General features: G+C 59.0%; 11 protein-coding genes and 4 pseudogenes. 9 read left to right on the top strand and 6 right to left on the bottom strand.

What is annotated here, in order from left to right; genetic code table 11:
- Nucleotides 1–7: 7 nt before the first annotated feature.
- Nucleotides 8–901, bottom strand: a complete 894-nt coding sequence (locus AB3X95_RS22220) for a fumarylacetoacetate hydrolase family protein (RefSeq protein ID WP_368622552.1) — start codon at nucleotides 899–901, stop codon at nucleotides 8–10.
- Between the two features lie 12 nt (nucleotides 902–913).
- The gene (locus AB3X95_RS22225; protein WP_368622553.1) at nucleotides 914–1,717 is read right to left on the bottom strand and encodes a 2-keto-4-pentenoate hydratase; all 804 of its coding nucleotides are present in this window, start codon (nucleotides 1,715–1,717) and stop codon (nucleotides 914–916) included.
- A 484-nt stretch (nucleotides 1,718–2,201) separates the two neighbouring features.
- Here AB3X95_RS22225 and AB3X95_RS22230 point away from each other — a divergent pair.
- A pseudogene (locus AB3X95_RS22230) lies at nucleotides 2,202–3,637 on the top strand (MFS transporter).
- Between the two features lie 245 nt (nucleotides 3,638–3,882).
- Nucleotides 3,883–4,720 (top strand): annotated as a pseudogene (locus AB3X95_RS22235) (porin); the annotation flags it as partial.
- Between the two features lie 208 nt (nucleotides 4,721–4,928).
- On the opposite strand, the gene AB3X95_RS22240 reads toward AB3X95_RS22235, so the two are convergent.
- Nucleotides 4,929–5,735, bottom strand: coding sequence for an IclR family transcriptional regulator (locus AB3X95_RS22240; protein ID WP_368622554.1), 807 nt, complete (start codon nucleotides 5,733–5,735; stop codon nucleotides 4,929–4,931).
- An 85-nt stretch (nucleotides 5,736–5,820) separates the two neighbouring features.
- On the opposite strand from AB3X95_RS22240, the gene AB3X95_RS22245 reads away from it, so the two are divergent.
- The 5 genes from AB3X95_RS22245 to AB3X95_RS22265 all read left to right on the top strand — a co-directional run bounded on the left by AB3X95_RS22245 (nucleotide 5,821) and on the right by AB3X95_RS22265 (nucleotide 11,009).
- Nucleotides 5,821–7,254, top strand: coding sequence for an MFS transporter (locus AB3X95_RS22245; RefSeq protein ID WP_368622555.1), 1,434 nt, complete (start codon nucleotides 5,821–5,823; stop codon nucleotides 7,252–7,254).
- 120 nt (nucleotides 7,255–7,374) lie between these two features.
- Entirely contained in the window at nucleotides 7,375–7,827 is a 453-nt protein-coding gene (locus AB3X95_RS22250; protein ID WP_368622556.1) for a cupin domain-containing protein, read from the top strand.
- A 200-nt stretch (nucleotides 7,828–8,027) separates the two neighbouring features.
- Nucleotides 8,028–8,873 carry a shikimate dehydrogenase gene (locus tag AB3X95_RS22255; RefSeq protein WP_368622557.1) on the top strand — a complete coding sequence of 282 codons (846 nt, stop codon included), beginning with the start codon at nucleotides 8,028–8,030 and terminating at the stop codon, nucleotides 8,871–8,873.
- A 72-nt stretch (nucleotides 8,874–8,945) separates the two neighbouring features.
- A complete protein-coding gene (locus tag AB3X95_RS22260; protein WP_368622558.1) occupies nucleotides 8,946–9,965 on the top strand; it encodes a Gfo/Idh/MocA family protein in 1,020 nt (339 codons plus the stop codon).
- 21 nt (nucleotides 9,966–9,986) lie between these two features.
- Nucleotides 9,987–11,009 (top strand): alpha/beta fold hydrolase, encoded by a 1,023-nt coding sequence (locus tag AB3X95_RS22265; protein ID WP_368622559.1) that lies wholly within the window; start codon nucleotides 9,987–9,989, stop codon nucleotides 11,007–11,009.
- On the opposite strand, the pseudogene AB3X95_RS22270 reads toward AB3X95_RS22265, so the two are convergent.
- The 3 genes and pseudogenes from AB3X95_RS22270 to AB3X95_RS22280 form a co-directional block, all read right to left on the bottom strand.
- Nucleotides 11,001–11,457 (bottom strand): annotated as a pseudogene (locus AB3X95_RS22270) (integrase); the annotation flags it as partial. The gene AB3X95_RS22265 and the pseudogene AB3X95_RS22270 sit on opposite strands and share 9 nt — an antisense overlap.
- A gap of 167 nt (nucleotides 11,458–11,624) precedes the next feature.
- A complete protein-coding gene (locus AB3X95_RS22275; RefSeq protein WP_368622573.1) occupies nucleotides 11,625–12,275 on the bottom strand; it encodes an amidohydrolase in 651 nt (216 codons plus the stop codon).
- A 135-nt stretch (nucleotides 12,276–12,410) separates the two neighbouring features.
- A pseudogene (locus tag AB3X95_RS22280) lies at nucleotides 12,411–13,379 on the bottom strand (mandelate racemase/muconate lactonizing enzyme family protein); the annotation flags it as partial.
- 55 nt (nucleotides 13,380–13,434) lie between these two features.
- Between AB3X95_RS22280 and AB3X95_RS22285 the strand changes: the two are divergent.
- Both AB3X95_RS22285 and AB3X95_RS22290 read left to right on the top strand, forming a co-directional pair.
- Nucleotides 13,435–13,731 (top strand): hypothetical protein, encoded by a 297-nt coding sequence (locus AB3X95_RS22285; RefSeq protein WP_368622560.1) that lies wholly within the window; start codon nucleotides 13,435–13,437, stop codon nucleotides 13,729–13,731.
- The gene (locus tag AB3X95_RS22290; protein ID WP_368622561.1) at nucleotides 13,703–14,509 is read left to right on the top strand and encodes a tyrosine-type recombinase/integrase; all 807 of its coding nucleotides are present in this window, start codon (nucleotides 13,703–13,705) and stop codon (nucleotides 14,507–14,509) included. Before AB3X95_RS22285 ends, AB3X95_RS22290 begins: the two co-directional genes overlap by 29 nt.
- Nucleotides 14,510–15,071 lie beyond the last annotated feature (562 nt).

Here is a 15,071-nt window from a genome sequence, read left to right on the forward strand (position 1 = left end):
ATTTGTCTCAGAATGCCGATGGATACTCGCCGCGGCCCCATGCCGCGCCGAGAGTGTCCACGTACGGAACAACCTTTTGTGTCTGCGCGCCGAGTCCGCTGCCGCCGAGTGTCATCGTGTCCCCTGCTTTTAGAAAGACTGGCGGTTTCTGACCGAGTCCTACGCCGGGAGGCGTGCCCGTAATGATCAGGTCGCCAGCCATCAAAGGCATGAAGCGGCTGAGATACGCCACGATATGCGCGATGTTGAAGATCATCGTCCCTGTGTTGCCGGTCTGACGACGCGTGCCATTGACGTCGAGCCACAGGTCGAGCGACTGCGGGTCGGGAACTTCATCACGCGTCACGAGCCACGGTCCGAGCGGAGCGAACGAGAAGCCGCTTTTACCCTTGGTCCACTGGCCTTCGCGTTCGAGCTGATAGGCGCGTTCCGAAACATCATTTGCGAGGCAATAACCCGCCACATGGTCCAGCGCGTAGGCTTCGTCGATTTGCCACGCCGGTTTGCCGATCACCACCCCGAGTTCCACCTCCCAATCCAGCTTTTGCGCGTCTGCGGGCAAGACGACCGGATCGTTCGGGCCGCTGATGGAACCCGTATGCTTGTTGAACACGACTGGCTCCTGCGGGATCGGCGTGTCGGTCTCCGCAGCATGATCCGAGTAGTTCAGACCAATGCATACTAGATTACGGACATTGCCAACGCAGGAACCGAGACGCGTCCCGGCTTCAACGACGGGAAGATGGTCTAAATCAAGTTCGCTGAGCTTTGCTAGGGCGCTTGGTGTTACCGTCGTTCCGTCAATGTCGTTCACGATGCCGGTCAGATCGCGGATGGCGCCGCGCGAATCGATGATACCGGGGTGCTCTTGACCAGGCTGGCCGAAACGAACGAGACGCATCTAGTACTCCTATCAAAACAAAAAAGTAATCGGTAGTGTGCCGAGGTCGCCGAAGGCAACACCCAGTTCCCAGCCAACGGACAGTTCCAGCACACCCGCGTAAGACCCGGTGATTACCGCTTGGCCCGCGTAGAGGCCGATTCCGCGAACACGAAGGAAGTTGGCTAGCCACACAATCGGCGTCAGCACGCCGTGATCGGGATGGCGGCCAGCTAACGTGACCGTTCGTTCTCCGGCGCGGCTCAAACTGACGGTGAATTCGATTGGTAAATCGGCCGGTGTCACGCCGTCGGGCAAATTAACGCGGGGGCCAATGATAAGACCGGCATTAAACAGGCCATCCGCCAGTAGTTCAGGGAACGTAAGCAATTCGGGATGAGAATACCGACTGCCCAGCAGTTCGAGCGCGAGATGCGTGTGCCCAAGCGCGTCGAGCACTTCGGCTTCGCTATAGGCTTCGCACCTTGGCGGGAGGTCGCGGTTCAGTAGGCAGGCCAGTTCCGGCTCCGCCCTCACAGCGACACGCGAAGGCCCGCTCATGCGACATACATCCCCTCGATGGATATCAGCGTTGTAGATCGGCGCCGCGATGACTTTGCCCGGCTGCGGAAGCGCACACTTCCATGCGCCAATGCGCCGCCCTGGTTGATGGCTAACCTCTTGCTGGATTGCGAAACCGTCGTCCAAATTCGCAGGCAGCAGCTGGACGGGCAGCCGCTCGACGAGTGCGTTTTTTTGGCGCGCTGTCACAAGAATACGCGCTGCCTGCTCGCGCCGACGGGCGATCGTCTCGGTGACCTGTGTTGCGGCTGTCATCTTCAACCCGCCTCGCTGACATTAGCCCCAAACCTCTGACGCGGGCACACCGCGCCTAGCTTTGAAGCCGCCGCGTCGCATACGACGGTTAGGCGAACCAGTTGCCGGCACTGCGCAGCCGCCGCATCGAGAACCGGCCGCACCCGGCCCGGCAAGCCGAGCCCACGCAAGTACCGCTGACTAAGCACGGAAAGCTTCAAAGTCAGGCGGTATTGCGATGTGTGTTTCTCCTGTTCAGCGCGGCCCTGCTCGCACACATGGGCAAGCACGCGCTGGGTTAGACCGTCCTCCGATTTGAGTCGAGCGCCGATGGCGGACGTTAGCATCCGGCGCGCTTCACGTGCGGGCACTTCGATGACCCGGAGCGGGCGGTGAACAGCTGCCTTGACAACTCTCATAGCGGTTGTAACATGGTTCTTGATGGAACGTGGTTACAACAATAGAGAGTCGATGTAGAAAAGTCAATCCAAGACGGAGACAAGTTATGGATCGAAGCATCGTGACTGAGCCGCATCGCGAGCGCCAGTCGAAAAAAAAGCAGCGGCCAGCGGCTGGATTGGCTCAGCACTTGAGTACTACGATTTCCTCATCTACGCGACCGCAGCATCATTGGTCTTTCCCCAGATTTTCTTCCCCGTTGGGAATCCGACGGTGGCGATCATCGCATCACTGGCAACTTTCGGTGTTGGCTACGTCGCCCGTCCAGTAGGCGCAATGGTGCTTGGCCACGTCGGCGATCGCCACGGGCGGAAGACGGTGTTGATTTTCTGCATGTTCCTAATGGGTATTTCGACGATGGGCGTGGGACTCTTGCCCACGTATCAGCAGGTCGGCATCTGGGCGCCGGTGCTGCTCGTCATTCTCCGGCTCGTGCAAGGATTCGCCGTTGCAGGGGAGCTGTCCGGTGCCAGCTCCATGATTCTCGAACACGCACCGTTCGGTCGGCGCGGCTACTTCACAAGCTTCACCATCCAAGGGTCTCAAGCTGGGCAGCTTCTGGCGTTTGGGGTCTTCCTGCCCCTCGCGCATTTCATGCCGAAAGACCATTTCGCTTCCTGGGGATGGCGCATTCCGTTCCTATTCAGCGTTGTCGTTATCATTGTTGGTTACATCATCCGCCGCCAGGTTCGCGAAACCCCGACTTTCGCTCAGGAGCGGGCTCACGGTCAGGTTCCCGGCTCACCGGTCGCCGAAGTCCTGCGACAGAATTGGGCCGATGTTTTGCGCGTTGTCTGCATGGCGCTCACCGCCGTCGTCGTATTTCTCGCAACGGTGTTCGGCACTACGTACGCAGTACAGCCCGCCTACGGTATCGGCTTTCCTGCCGGAGTCTATCTCTGGATACCGGTTCTCGGTAACGTCTGCTCGGTCATACTGATTCCCTTCGTCGGCAGTCTCTCAGACAAGATTGGCCGCAGGCCGCCAATACTTGTCGGCGCCTTAAGCGCCGGCGTGTTTTCCTTCGGCGTCCTCTACGCGATCAGCATTCACAACCTCTGGCTCTCGCTAATTTTCTCGGGGCTCATGTGGGGCATTGCCTACCAGGGTTTCAACGGAGTGTTCCCCAGCCTGTTCCCAGAACTCTTCCGACCGCGGGTGCGCGTAACGGGAATGGCCATCGGACAGAATATCGGGACGACTTTGTCGGCCGTGATCCCCGCACTTTTCGTCGCTGTCGCGCCCCCTGGGTCCACCAACATCCCCTTGAAGATCGGTTTTCTCACGTTCGGAGTTTGTCTCGTTGCCGCGTTTGCCGCATTCACCACTCGGGAAACTTACCGCATCCGCCTTGAAGATCTCGGCGACCCCAACGCTATTCCTGTACCGAAGGCCGAATATGAACGCCTGCGCAGAGAATCGATGGCCGCGACGAGCAAGAGTGGCCCTGAATCGGGGTTTGTCCACAAAGTCCGGTCTTAAACCGCCGCCGGCCGCCCGCTCCGCGTAACCGCTGCTTGCACAGAACAAGAACTCGACGTCGATGAACACCTGTACGTCAGCGCCGGACGCCGGTTCAAAGGTGCGCAAGTTCATCGCCTCGTCGTACGCCGGGGCTCGTTCATCGATCGGCGCAGCTTGGGTCGCGCGCGCATTACATGCCAATCCATCTCATGAACATAGGATGGCTAACGTTTTGATTACTCAGTGCATTGGCTTATCGCGTGTTGATGGCGCCGTACAGCCCGACAAACTGGCTGACCGGCTATTTCGGCGCCCATCCGGGCGATGTGGACGCGCTGGACACAATCTACCGGGCGAATAACTCGATCGTCTATACGTCGCCGCGGCTCTACGGTGTGACGGTCAGCGGTTAGTACAGGTTCGCAGGCGTGCCTGACAGCGTGTACCGCGGCTCAACGTGGTCGGCTGCGATCCAGTATCAGCAAGGCCCTGTCGGCGCTACCGTTGCCTTCATGCGCATTAACAACTCAACCGTCGGCGGCGGCGTCTACGGCGCGGATTCGACGATGAACACGGCTGGCCAGTCGGGCGTGTCGGCGGTAACGAACGGCTATCAAGGCGCGCAGGCGCAAAATCGCTTCGCGCTCGGCCTCGGCTACGTATTCAACAGCGCGTGGGGATCTCTCGGCGACGTACACAAACGTTCAGTACATCCCCGGAGTGTTGTCCAAGTTCACCGACGAGCAGGTCTTCAATACCGCTGGCACCGTGCTGCACTGGAAGGCCACGACGGCATGGGACTTTGCTGCCGGCTACAGTTACACGTGGGCGAGCAAGGCGAACGGCATCGACAACGCAGCGTCCTACCGCCAGTTCAAGCTGTCCCAGTATTACGCGCTGTCGAAACGTACCGGCTTCTACGCATCGGAAGCCTTCCAACGCGCGAACGGCCGCACGCTCGGTACGCCGACATTCACGGCAGCCGGCGCGGTCAACCGTCAAATCGACGCAACTGCGACGGTAGGCGACGGCTTCCAGTCAACTCCATCGTCATCGCGCAGTATGTTCGCACTAGGCGTAGGGATTGTTCACCGCTTCTAAGCACCGGCGGAAGCTTTTCCTAATCGCGACTTCTACAGTGAGGCCACCAACTGTTGGTCCACCGTGCAACCGCTAGCTGACAATCCCCGGACATTTGCAAGCCCGCACCGTAAGAAAGGCCCGGTGCGGGCTTCTCTTACGGTGCCCGTGTGTCGCCTCGTCCTGACAGGGCTATCTGCTGAGACCTCTGCCGGATGAACTCACCATTTCAAGCCGCCTGGTTGACGTCCCTATCGACGCTCTGTCGCGGCCAGACGGCCCCCAGTTTCGCGGACGCTTCGCGCAGTAACGCATGAAAGGCGTCGTAACGCTCCGGCGGTATGCGGAGGACCGGCCCAGCGATACTTATCGTCCCGACTACCGCCCCGTCAATCAACGAACGCACCGTCACGGCCATCGCGACCACACCTGGCTCCGCCTCCTCCACGACCAGACCATATCCACGTTGCCTCGTCAATTCGAGCTCCGGTATCAAGTGATCAACGCTATTGATCGCCTTAGATGTCCCTGCGCCGTTGGGTCGGCCCAGCCCGCCACGCAATGCGAGGCCGATTGCTTCGTCGTTTGACATTGACGCCAACCACACCTTTCCGACCGATGTGGCGTGCAAGGCGATGGAACTATGCATGGACGGTGAATACATCAGCCCAGGCGCTGCGCCTTGAGACGCAGCGAACCAGGCGAGTGTCCCTTCGTTCACCACTGTTAGCCGCACGAGTTCGTGGCACTGCGCTGCGACTTCATCGAGGATTGGCTGCACCAGGCCCGGCAGTCCAAGTCCGTGCAGGTATCGCTGACCGAGCAAAGACAGCTTCAATGTCAAGCGGTACTGCGAAGTCTGCTCATCTTGCTCAGCCCAACCTTGCTCGCAAAGCTGCGCAAGCACTCGATGGGCGGGCCCTTTCTCGAGCTCGAGTTCAGCGGCGATATCGGACATGCGCATCCAGCGCGCCTCACGTGCGAGCAACTCGATCGCTTGAAGCGATCGGTCAACTGCTCCCTTGACAACTCTCATAATGTGCGTAATATGGTTCTTACTGGAACGATGTTACAATTATAAAGAATGGCATCGAAAAGTCAAATCTACGACGGAGACAAGTATGAACGTTAGCACCCCGGTTGAGGCTGATCGTCAGCGCCAGTCAAGGATAGCCGCAGCTAGCGGCTGGATTGGCTCAGCGCTCGAGTACTACGACTTCTTTATTTACGCGACCGCAGCGTCGTTGCTTTTCCCGCAGATCTTCTTCCCCTCGGGCAACCCGACGGTTGCCATCATCGCATCACTGGCGACCTTCGGGGTCGGCTACGTCGCCCGACCCGTAGGCGCGATGGTGCTCGGCCACGTCGGCGACCGACACGGTCGAAAGACGGTGCTGATCTTCTGCATGTTCTTAATGGGTATTTCAACGATGGGCGTGGGACTCTTGCCCACGTATCAGCAGGTCGGCATCTGGGCCCCTGCGATGCTCGTCGTTCTCCGACTCATTCAGGGGTTTGCCGTCGCGGGAGAGGTTTCCGGCGCCAGTTCCATGATCCTTGAGCATGCACCGTTCGGCCGGCGTGGCTATTTTGCGAGCTTCACCCTTCAAGGGGTGCAAGCTGGGCAACTCCTGGCGGCAGCGGTCTTCTTGCCCCTGGCGCATTTCATACCGAAGGATCAATTTGCTTCCTGGGGATGGCGCATTCCGTTCCTCCTCAGCTTTGTCGTTCTCATCATGGGGTACATCATTCGTCGGCAGGTTGACGAAACTCCAGCCTTTCGCGAGGAGCAGGCTCACGGCGAGGTGCCTTCCTCACCGGTTGTCGAGGTCCTCCAACAGAGTTGGGACGATGTTTTGCGTGTAGTCTGCATGGCGCTCGTTGCGGTCATCGCGCTTCTCGCTACGGTGTTCGGCGCCGCGTATGCAGTCCAGCCGGCCTACGGTATCGGCTTTCCTATTGGTGTTTTTCTTTGGATTCCGGTTCTTGGAAACATCTTCTCGGTCATACTGATTCCCCTCGTCGGAAATCTCTCCGACAAAATCGGCCGCAGGCCGCCAGTTCTTGCCGGCGTACTCAGCGCGGGGCTGCTCTCTTTTGGTTACCTGTACGCCATCAGCATCCATAATCTCTGGCTCACGATAATTCTTTCAGTGCTGATGTGGGGCATCGCCTACCAGGGCTTCAACGGGGTGTTCCCAAGCCTTTTCCCAGAACTATTCCGCACGCGGGTGCGTGTGACGGGAATGGCCATCGGACAAAACGTTGGGACGACGCTTGCGGCACTGACGCCCACACTCTTTGTTGCCGTCGCGCCCCCCGGCACCGCCAACATTCCGCTGAAGATCGGCTCTCTAACGTTCGGCATCTGTCTCGTTGCCGCGTTCGCTGCGTTCACTACACGTGAGACGTATCGGATCCGCCTTAACGAGCTTGGCGACCGCGATGCTGCTCCCGTTCCGAAAGCAGAGTATGAGCGCTTGCGCGGCGAGGCCATTGCAGGAAGAACCCAAACTTCCGACACGAAGGATTTCGTAAGCCATGTCCGATCGTAACCTTTCCCGAAGGCCCTACTCGTTGCTACCACCGCAGTGGTGCAACGATGCATAAGCCGAGCAGAGACGAAGTGATCGCGGTGCCCGCGAATATATCGACGCCACATAGAGAGATTTCATATGCATAACGAAGATACCCCCCGTTACGACGGCCCGCGCGAACTCGCGCAATCTTTGACCGCGTTCGCGCGCGTCAGTGCTTCAGGGGCGACCTGGAATCAAGAGGGACTGCGTGCCGACTCTGAATACCGCGACCTTGGGCTCGCAAAAGTGACCAATGGCCGTATCGGAGCCAAGCACATTCGCGCGCTTAAGCCGTTCACCGAACCTACGGGCTGGCATTGGCACGACATGACCGCACATTATCTGTATGTGTTGCGTGGATCCGTGACCTTTCGTTTTGCCGGTATAGAAGGCGACGTAACGCTCAGCGCCGGTGACGGCCTATCACAGCCCGCCGGCGTGCCGCACAACGTGATATCTCGCTCCGACGACCTGGAGGTCATTGAGATCAATGAGCCAGCGGAATACGGGACCTGGGATCTCGACGTACCACCGGCACCTTGGAAGTGACGGGCACTTTGTCTTTTACGTAGACAAACCATTGCAGACAGCCCCGCAACAGCAATGGATGTGTTGCATCAACGAGTGAGATAGATTTATCAAATGGGCACTCTCCGAGGAACGACCCCGCACGCCTCTTTGGGAAACGCCAGATTACCAAGCGGTCAGATATGACTGCACCAGTCGACAACATTGAACACCAGACAGCAATGGATCCATATATCACAGGACGAACGCGACTCTATGGGTTAGTAGGCGATCCCCTGACGGCAGCCAAGTCGCCACAGTTGTTGAACCAGCTCTTCACTGAACAGCGCGTGGACGCGGCTTGCGTTCCGTTCTGGGTCAAAGCTGAAGACCTGCCGGACTTCGTCAGCGGTGCACGAACGATGCGTAATCTGTCAGGCATGCTCGTCACCATGCCTCACAAGCAACGGATGCTCGCGTTTGTGGACGAACTAGACCCGACTGCCCGTCAGGTCGGCGCGCTCAACGTCATACGCTGCGAAGCAGATGGACGCTGGGTTGGCGCGATATTCGACGGCGTTGGCTGCGTTCTCGGAATGCAGTGGAAAGGTAACCACCCTGCGAACAAGTCCGTACTTCTCGTCGGCTCAGGAGGCGCCGGAAGCGCGATCGCATTTGCAGTCGCCTCCGCAGGCGCCAGCAAGCTAACCATTTCCGATATCGATGAACATCGGGCTGCCGATCTGGCGGCAGCTGTTGCTGCCGAAACCGGCTGCACAGTACGGTCGGGGCCACCCGATCCGCAAGGATTCGAGGTCGTCATCAATGCTACGCCGCTTGGGATGAAACCATCCGATGCCATGCCGGTTGATCCCGAGAGGCTGGCACCCGGCACCATTGTCGTCGACATCATCAACTCGACCGAGCCGACGCCGCTTCGCCGCGCCGCGCATGAGCGTGGGTGCCGCACACAAGACGGGGGCCCGATGCATCAGGGGCAGGCTCTGTATGCACTGAAGTTCCTGGGATTCGATTACCGCCCCGAAGGGCAATCGGCACCGGACGACCCGGCAACGCGCGTTGAGTGAGGGTGTTTGACCAGTTGCCACGATTCGATTTCGAAAAACCAAGTCGCAAATGATTCTGTAAGGAGAACACGTATGAGAGTTGCTTTGCTGGAGGTCAGTCACTGGCACGTCCCCCTTTATCTCAATGCGCTGGAAGCGCCCGGGATTCAGGTGGTTGCCGTATCGGATGCAGAGCATGTGAAAGGCGAAGCAATTGCCGCACGATTCGGAAGCAGGCTGTACTCGTCGGCCTATGAGTTGCTTGAGCGCGAGGAAGTCGATTTCGCATTCGTGTTCGGGCGGCATTCTGAAATGCCGTCGCTGGCTGAGGCTGTGATCGCGCGCAACATTCCGTTTGCGTTGGAGAAACCGTGCGGTATCAACATGTCGCAGGTTACGCGGCTGCGGGAACTGACCGAGGAAGCCAATCTTTATTGCGCAGTACCATTGATTTTTCGAATGAGCGAGTTGCTCAGCTCACTCGAAGATGCTGAGGGGCGCTTGCCGTCGGACTTTAACTACATGTCCTTCCGTTTCGTTGTAGGTCCGCCGAGTCGGTACGAAGCAGCAGGCGCCGGGTGGGCACTCGATCCGGCGTATTCCGGAGGCGGATCGACAATCAATGTCGCTACTCACTTCATCGACCTGTTCCGATTGCTCACTGGCAAAGAGGTCGCCCGAGTCTCCGCCATCATGAACGCAAGAACCCATCGAGGCGCCGTTGAGGACTATTCGCTGCTGACCATGCAGACCGAGGACGGTGTGATCGGCTTGGTGGAAACGGGATACAGCTTTCCCAGTACCGCTGATGAGCAGCGCGAATTCTCGTTCACCCTTGCAAGTGATCGTATGTACGCGAAATCCGGCCCCGACCGGATCGAGGTTCGCGACAGAGACAATCTTTCTGCCGGCACGCGGAGCCGCCGTCTCCAGCTCGAGACTGACATTTACTACCCGTTGTTCGTCAAGCGTGTGCTCACCGAATGCCGCACTGGCGCAAGACCAATCGCGTCCCTGCGCGACGCAGAACTGATGATGCAAGTCATGGACGCAGCATACGCGTCAGCCAGGCAGGGAGGAGAGCTTCAGACTCTCCGGCCGCTTTCCAAGTGACGGATTTGTCGGACGCGCATCATGCTGCAAACAAGTCATGGCAATACGGCTGACGTCCCTGTGCCGAAGGAAGGAGACTGGATCGCCCGCGATTTCCGCTTTAACACTGGTGAGGTGATGTCGGAGCTGCGGCTACATTATCGAACCATCGGCGACCCATCTGGCGAACCGGTCCTCGTCCTCCACGGCACGACCGGGACCGGAGCCAGCATGCTGACACAAGATTTCGCCGGGGAACTGTTTGGCTGCGGCCAGCCGCTCGATGCCAACAATTATTTCATCATCCTTCCGGACGCGATCGGGACCGGTGGATCGTCCAAGCCGTCCGACGGACTGCGCACACGATTCCCGAACTACAACTACGACGACATGGTACTCGCGCAGCACAGGCTACTGACCGAGCACCTGAACATCCGGCACTTGCGCCTGCTGATCGGTAATTCGATGGGCGGCATGCACGCGTGGATCTGGGGTGTTCGGCACCCGGACTTCATGGATGCGCTAGTGCCAATGGCGTCCCAACCGACAGAGATGTCCGGTCGCAACTGGATGCTGCGCCGCATGCTCATCGAGATGGTCAGAAACGACCCAGAGTACCAGGACGGGAATTACACCAGCCAGCCCGGTTCGTTGCGATACATCAGCGCCTTTTTCGCGCTGGCTACCAACGGCGGAACGCTTGCCTGCCAAAAGGCAGCACCGACGATCGAGCTGGCCGACAAGTACGTCGAAGCAAAACTGGCCCAGCCGTTCACATTAGACGCCAACGACTTCCTATATCAGTGGGGCGCCTCGCGGGGCTATAACCCGCAGTCCGGTCTGAAGGATATTAAGGCTGCGGTTCTAGCCATTAACTCCGCTGACGACGAACGCTATCCGCCTGAGACCGAACTGATGGAGCGCGCGATGCAGCTCGTTCCGAATGGCCGCTTGCTTCTTATCCCCGCAAGCGAGGATACGTGCGGTCACGGCACGAACGGGTTGGCTCGCTTCTACAAGCGCGAATTGCTTGAGTTGCTGCAAACTACCCCATGTAATCAGTGAGGCCTTTATCTGTCGCATGGTGTGCGTGCCAACTGCCGCGTCGTCGAGCCCGATGGACGCAATCCAGCGATGGACCAGCTGATCCTGTTGCCGGGTCAAAAGATCTGGCGAAGCGCTCAGCCGATCCGGAAAGAGATAGTCGGCAGGCTTCAGCTCTCGCGCCTCGATCGAAGCTTCGACACTGTGCCGGCTCTGCTCCGTGATTTCGAATTGGACCGACGTGCGAGCCTTGGCAGATGTCCTGCACGAGCAATCGCGTGAGATCGCATGCCCGAAGCTTGCTATCGATTGCGAGATTGAACATCGCTAAGTCACGAATGTTCGTGGACATCTGCAGCCGGGCGAGAATCGCACGAATTTCCGACAGCTTCAAAGGCGGCTTCTGGCCCGTGAGCTTGCCTTTATTCCACGGCACGCGCCAGCCGGCGGCACCAGTGTGCGACTCCATGACAATCTCCTTTCAGTTGAAGGGAGATCCAGTTTGCACGCCCGCCAGGGGTCCGCTGTCCGGCCATATATAGCCATTTGAGGCGGCACCAGAGCAACGTCGGTCACGCCCAGCGGTCATTCGCGACTGTCCGCGCTCGATATGTTCGGGAAGCGCGCCGGCCTGGCCTACAACCTCAACACCGGGCGGATTGCTGTCCAGATCCCAAACGGCCAGATCCGTTGCACCGTCCCATGCCAGATTTCTTTCCGATCGGCGGCGGGCATGAAGTCCAGATAGTCCCTGTACAGCGCGACCGCCAGGCCATAACTGACGTGCGGTAGGCAGACCGGGTGATCGGTGCCCCAGATCAGTCTTCTGGCACCGAACGCGTCGTAGATCATCTTCAACATCGAAAAGGAGTCTGCATACGGATACGCCTGCTTTGATAGCGACCACAGATGCGAGATCTTGACGTACACGTTCGGATAGCGCGCGAGTTGCAGCAGCGACTGCAATTGTTGAGGCTGGTCGAGCGGCGTATCGGCCATGTGGTCGATTACGACGGTTAGATCAGGGTAGCGGTCGATGAGGCAGGTGATGTCTGGCAGGCGCGTCGCAGGTTCGAGCAGTGTCATGGGCACCTTGAGCTGCTCGCATCGCGACCACAACGGCGGCATCAGTGGACCGTTGATCCAGTCGCCTTCCGCCCCCCTGCCGGACTCAGTCGGACGCCTCGGAAGCCTTGCGCCGTGAGTTGGCTCAGATGATCCGGTGCAGCCGGATCCGTCGGATTGACGCGCGCGATACCATGAAAGCGTACCGTTAAGGAGCTCGATTCAATAAGCTCGGACCGCTTCTCCGGTGGTCTCAGTCTGGAACAACTTTGCGGATGTAATGGCGCGGACTCGCGCGCCAGCCGCGTCTGCCAGGCCACTGGGCGATTCACGCAAGCCCGTGCAAACGCGCCACCATCACTCGCAATAGACGTTCTCGTGAATTGATTGAGCACGAGTACCGAATTCCGCGTCCTCGGCGGTCCATCCCGCAACGCGGTCGCTGAGCGTCAGGCCCAGGCCCGGACGGGTCGGCACGATCATCCGGCCGTTTCGCGTCTCGAGTCGTTCGTTGAACAACGGCTCGAGCCATTCGAAGTGTTCGACCCACGGCTCGCGCGAGTAGCAGGCGGCGAGATGAACGTGGAGTTCCATCGCGAAGTGAGGCGCGAGCATCAGACCGGCGTGATCGGCAAGTGCGGCCACCTTCAGGAACGGCGTGATGCCGCCGACGCGAGGAGCGTCAGGCATCAGGTAGTCCGCACCGCGCTGCCGGATGAACTCCCAGTGCTCGGAAACGCTTGTGAGCATTTCCCCCGTGGCGATCGGCGTATCGAACTGTGCTGCGAGAGCGGCATGGCCTTCCGCGTCGTAACAGTCGAGCGGCTCCTCGATCCAGATCAGATTGAACTGCTCGAAAGTGCGGCACATCCGTTGGGCGGTCGGCCGGTCCCACTGCTGGTTTGCATCGACCATCAACGGGAACGCGTCGCCAAGGTGTTTGCGCACTGTCTGGACGCGCTGGATGTCGATCGCGCTGTCTGGCTGGCCGACTTTCAGTTTGATGCCGCCAATGCCCTTTTCACGCGAGAGATCCGTGTTGGTCAGCAACTGATCGAGCGGCGTATGCAGAAATCCGCCCGAGGTGTTGTAGCACCGCACGGAGTCGCGATGCGCGCCCAGCAACTTCGCGAGCGACAGGTTCGCACGCTTTGCCTTGAGATCCCACAGCGCGACGTCGAATGCGCCGATCGCTTGCGCAGCCATGCCGCTGCGGCCCACCGAAGCGCCGGCCCACGCGAGCTTGTCCCAGAGTCGAGCAATGTCACTCGGATCTTCGCCAAGCAATACGGGCGCAATTTCTTTAGCGTGAGCAAACTGGCCGGGTACGAAAACGTGGAGGTTCGACTACCGACTCGATGGCAAAGCCTGTACATATACTTTGGGGCGCTTCCCCGACCTGTCGCTTCTTGACGCACGAAAGGCACGAAGCATTGCGGCGGAGCTGGTAGCGGCCAGCATCCATCCCAAGGCTCATGAAAAGCAACGCCAACAAGAGACCATCGCCCATCACAAGAACACGCTGTGGCCCGTCTGTGAGGAATGGCTGAACGACAACTGTGCAGACTGGACCGACTACTACCACGGCCAAGCCACGCGTTTTCTTACACGTTACGTGAAGGGTTCACCACTTGGCACCATGCCGGTCCGTGATATCAAGGTGGGCGCACGTCTATGATCTTCTGCAATCGATTGCCAAGCGCAAAACCCTTGCGGGCGATGAACGCAAGGCCAACGGCGCTCCGCATGTCGCAATACGTCTGCGCCAACACCTAGACGCGATATTCAGACGGGCAATCATCAGCGGAAGGGCGGATACGAATCCTGTTGCAGCGCTCAAGCCATCCGACGTTGTGACGCTCCCCCCTACCCGCCACAACCGAGCGCTGAAGGCTGACGAACTCAGACACTTGCTGGCTGCGGCGGCGGTCACGGGAACTCCGCTCACGCGCTTAGCGATGCGTCTGCTGTTGCTCACCTCAGTGCGTACTGGCGAGTTGCGAGCCTCGACGTGGAAGGAGATCGACCTGGAATCAGCGATATGGGCGATTCCTGGCGAGCGCATGAAGATGGGACATCCGCATGTCGTCCCATTAAGCACGCAAGCAATCGAGATTTTGAAAGAAGTTCGAGAAATTACTCGAGCCAAAAGCGTTGACGACTACTTGTTTCCGAACGTCAGAGACAGATCGCGCCCTATGGCGGCTACGACAATCAATGCGGTGCTGATCCGTGCTGGATTCAATCACGAGCGACTGTTCAGGGCACACGGCGCCCGGGGTACATTCAGCACGTGGGCGTACGAACAGGGGTTCACTCCATTGGCAGTCGAACGTCAACTCGCCCATGTCGAGAAGAACCGGGTGAGTCGAGCGTATAACAAAGCCGAGTTTTTGCCTGAGAGGCAGAGAATGATGCAGGACTGGGGTGACTATCTTCAAGACATTGGCAGTTGATTTTTCAAATCCTTGCGAAGTTTAGACCTCCCTACCGGCTCTTTAACGCCTCTTCTCGAATCCCCATTCAATTGACAACCACCTGCCGCAAACCCAACGCTGGGCCTGACTCGGGTCCCCTAGCGCCCGCCGATACCGTCAGCGATACCGGCATTCCCGCCCGGCACTCAACGGCCTTAGGTGAACCGCATCGGAAAATCAGCGCCGCCTGCTTTAGAAAGATCGTCCAAGCCATGCATCTCCAGATGACTTCGGAGGTTGATACCGTCCGTGATACTGTCAAGTCACAGCCGCCTAACTAAGCCGGCCGGCGGCTGGTCGGCCATAGCCGACGGCGGCCGATCACGAACGTGTGGCCGTTTTAGATCGTCTCGCGCACATTCGCGACCCGGTGTCGGCGAGTGTCAGCATTCCCTATTGGCGAACGAGTCTTCACGTCAAGGGTTGTTCGCTGCCTGCCCTGATTCTGATCACTGTGAGCGCGCGGCGACGCGTGCGGGCAGGCGGCGAACAAGCCTCGGGGGAGGAAACCGCGGAGTGGACCGGGACGCCCGGAATTCCG

The organism is Paraburkholderia sp. BR13444 (assembly GCF_040948755.1).
GTDB lineage: Bacteria > Pseudomonadota > Gammaproteobacteria > Burkholderiales > Burkholderiaceae > Paraburkholderia > Paraburkholderia youngii.

What these genes read in the sequence shown, in the direction of transcription:
- AB3X95_RS22245 (WP_368622555.1), top strand. Translation starts at nt 5,821, where the DNA reads ATGAACGTTAGCACCCCGGTTGAGGCTGATCGTCAGCGCCAGTCAAGG.
- AB3X95_RS22220 (WP_368622552.1), bottom strand. Translation starts at nt 901, where the DNA reads ATGCGTCTCGTTCGTTTCGGCCAGCCTGGTCAAGAGCACCCCGGTATC.
- AB3X95_RS22250 (WP_368622556.1), top strand. Translation starts at nt 7,375, where the DNA reads ATGCATAACGAAGATACCCCCCGTTACGACGGCCCGCGCGAACTCGCG.
- AB3X95_RS22265 (WP_368622559.1), top strand. Translation starts at nt 9,987, where the DNA reads ATGCTGCAAACAAGTCATGGCAATACGGCTGACGTCCCTGTGCCGAAG.
- AB3X95_RS22260 (WP_368622558.1), top strand. Translation starts at nt 8,946, where the DNA reads ATGAGAGTTGCTTTGCTGGAGGTCAGTCACTGGCACGTCCCCCTTTAT.
- AB3X95_RS22240 (WP_368622554.1), bottom strand. Translation starts at nt 5,735, where the DNA reads ATGAGAGTTGTCAAGGGAGCAGTTGACCGATCGCTTCAAGCGATCGAG.
- AB3X95_RS22255 (WP_368622557.1), top strand. Translation starts at nt 8,028, where the DNA reads ATGGATCCATATATCACAGGACGAACGCGACTCTATGGGTTAGTAGGC.
- AB3X95_RS22225 (WP_368622553.1), bottom strand. Translation starts at nt 1,717, where the DNA reads ATGACAGCCGCAACACAGGTCACCGAGACGATCGCCCGTCGGCGCGAG.